This window comes from Aetokthonos hydrillicola CCALA 1050 (genome assembly GCF_017591665.1).
Lineage (GTDB): Bacteria > Cyanobacteriota > Cyanobacteriia > Cyanobacteriales > Nostocaceae > Aetokthonos > Aetokthonos hydrillicola.
In genome coordinates, this window is sequence record NZ_JAAKGC010000300.1 from 1 (window position 1) to 2,162 (window position 2,162).

The window sequence follows — 2,162 nt, forward strand, 5'->3', positions numbered from 1 at the left end:
GTACCAATAGCAATTGAGAAATTAGACTTTTCTAAAAAGAAAGCATCATTGAGAGAGAAGTCAAAGAAATATGCAAGAATGCTTTCTAATTTTGCGTATTCTAGCTTGGCAAAAATGCTCTTATCGCGATGTCAAAAAATTGGAATAGAGCTTATCTTGGTTGAACCTGCTTTCTCTTCAGTGCAAGGTTTGACAAAGTTTATGGCGATGTACGGGATGAACAGTGGGAGTGCAGCTGCTCTAGTTCTAGCCCGTCGCGCATTAAAGAAATCTGAGCGCTTACCTCGCGCTCTCCATGTCGCCCTAAAGAAACCAGTGGATAGCTTTAGGCACGTGTGGAAAGCATGGAGCGAGGTGAGCAAGGTATTAAACACAACGGGACGTAAGAACCGACATATGTTCTATACCAGCAGAGAGGAGGGGGCTAACAGCCTCATGCAGGTCACGCTCTTTAGTCTTGCCAATAACCGTAAGGAGAAGGGTAGGGCTAAAAAGCAAGGTGCAAACCACTTGCAAGTTAAGAGCAAGTCTCTTAACGCTTCAGGGTGAGATTCCCTGACTCAAGTATCTCCGGTGCGCTTGGAGATGCGGCTGTGATAAATTTCAGCAGTAATGCCTAAATTTACCTAAGTTTTTGATAGCGCTAGATACGAAACATCGCTACAATCCGTAAATTTTGTATAGTACCTATGTACGATGATTCGCCCGAAATTTTCTTTACTTACCCCCTCCCCCAACCGCTAGATGCGCCTAAGTCCAGAAAATTAGTCGCAAGTCAGAAAGAAGTCAGTAAATCTCAGGTTTGAACTCAGTTAGCAGTGGAGTTTGATGAATATATGGGGTTCAAACAGGCAAGCTGAACCTTCTGAAAACAAAGGTTGTGAGTACAAAGATGGCAGTCCAATATGTAGCTGGTTTTTATGATTACTATTTTGGCAAGTCTAAGACTTTCACTAACCACAAGGAAATACTGGAGTTTAGACTAAAAGCGATATGAGAGAACGCAAATCAAATGGAATTAGAGGTTAAAAATATTCTATAAATCAGCCTCAAAGCTGTGATTTGAATCATAATTTGACCAAACGGTCGCGATATGCTTCAAAGTCCCTGTAATTTAAAGGATAATGTGTACTTATGGTGCTTATTGGCGACATAGTAGCGTCAGAGGCTGGTGTTACCAGTATTTCAGCCTTACCTAGACTTCAATCACTTTGGGCTGAAACCCTCGGTGATCCTCGTATCTGCGTTGCAGTCCTTGATGGACAAGTTGACCAGTCCCATCCGTGCTTTGCAGGTGCGAATCTGACGCAGATACAGACCCTAGTATCTGGTGTCAGTAATCAACAAGGTAGTGCCTCAAATCATGGCACACACGTTGCCAGTACAATTTTTGGTCAACCTGGTAGCCCTGTCACTGGTATTGCCCCCGGCTGTCGCGGACTAATTCTTCCCTTGTTCCAAGACGGAGCAGGAAATTCAATAGCCCCTTGTTCCCAGCTTGATTTGGCACGAGCTATCACTCAAGCCGTAGAGCAGGGAGCAAATGTAATTAACATTAGCGGTGGTCAACTAACATCATCGGGAGAGCCAAGCAAATGGCTGGCGAATGCAGTCCAATTCTGCGCCGATAACAACGTTCTGATTGTTGCGGCGGCGGGAAATGATGGCTGTAAATGTCTCCATCTCCCCGCCGCACTACCTTCAGTCCTGGCCGTAGGAGCGATGAATGCCCAGGGAATACCCTTTGATTTTAGTAATTGGGGCGAAACCTACCAAACTCAAGGAATTCTCGCACTTGGTGAAAACATCTTAGGTGCGGTTCCAGGCGGTGGGACTGCCCTAAAGAGTGGCACTAGCTTTGCGACTGCCGTTGTGTCTGGCATTGTTGCTCTGCTGTTGAGCATTCAAATCAAGCAGGGAGACAGGCCAGATCCTAAAGCAATTCGTGCCGCAATACTTGAGAGCGCTGTATCTTGCAACGAAAAACAAACAGATGATTGCCGTCGCTATTTAGTCGGAACTCTCAACATTACTGGGACACAAGCCCTAATAACCAAACCACAACAAGGAAGACAAAAAATGTTAGATCAGAACCCAGAGTTAGAAATGCTCCACCCAAGTGAAGTAGTTACAGATAATATGCCAACCTCTATCCTGCCTTC

General features: G+C 45.0%; 2 protein-coding genes. Both read left to right on the plus strand.

Annotation, left to right across the window (positions count from 1 at the left end):
- On the plus strand, positions 1–549 hold a 549-nt coding region (locus G4P69_RS37195; RefSeq protein ID WP_208354892.1), incomplete at its 5' end, for an IS200/IS605 family accessory protein TnpB-related protein.
- A gap of 585 nt (positions 550–1,134) precedes the next feature.
- A partial coding sequence (locus G4P69_RS37200) for a S8 family serine peptidase (RefSeq protein ID WP_208354894.1) occupies positions 1,135–2,162 on the plus strand: 1,028 nt, incomplete at its 3' end.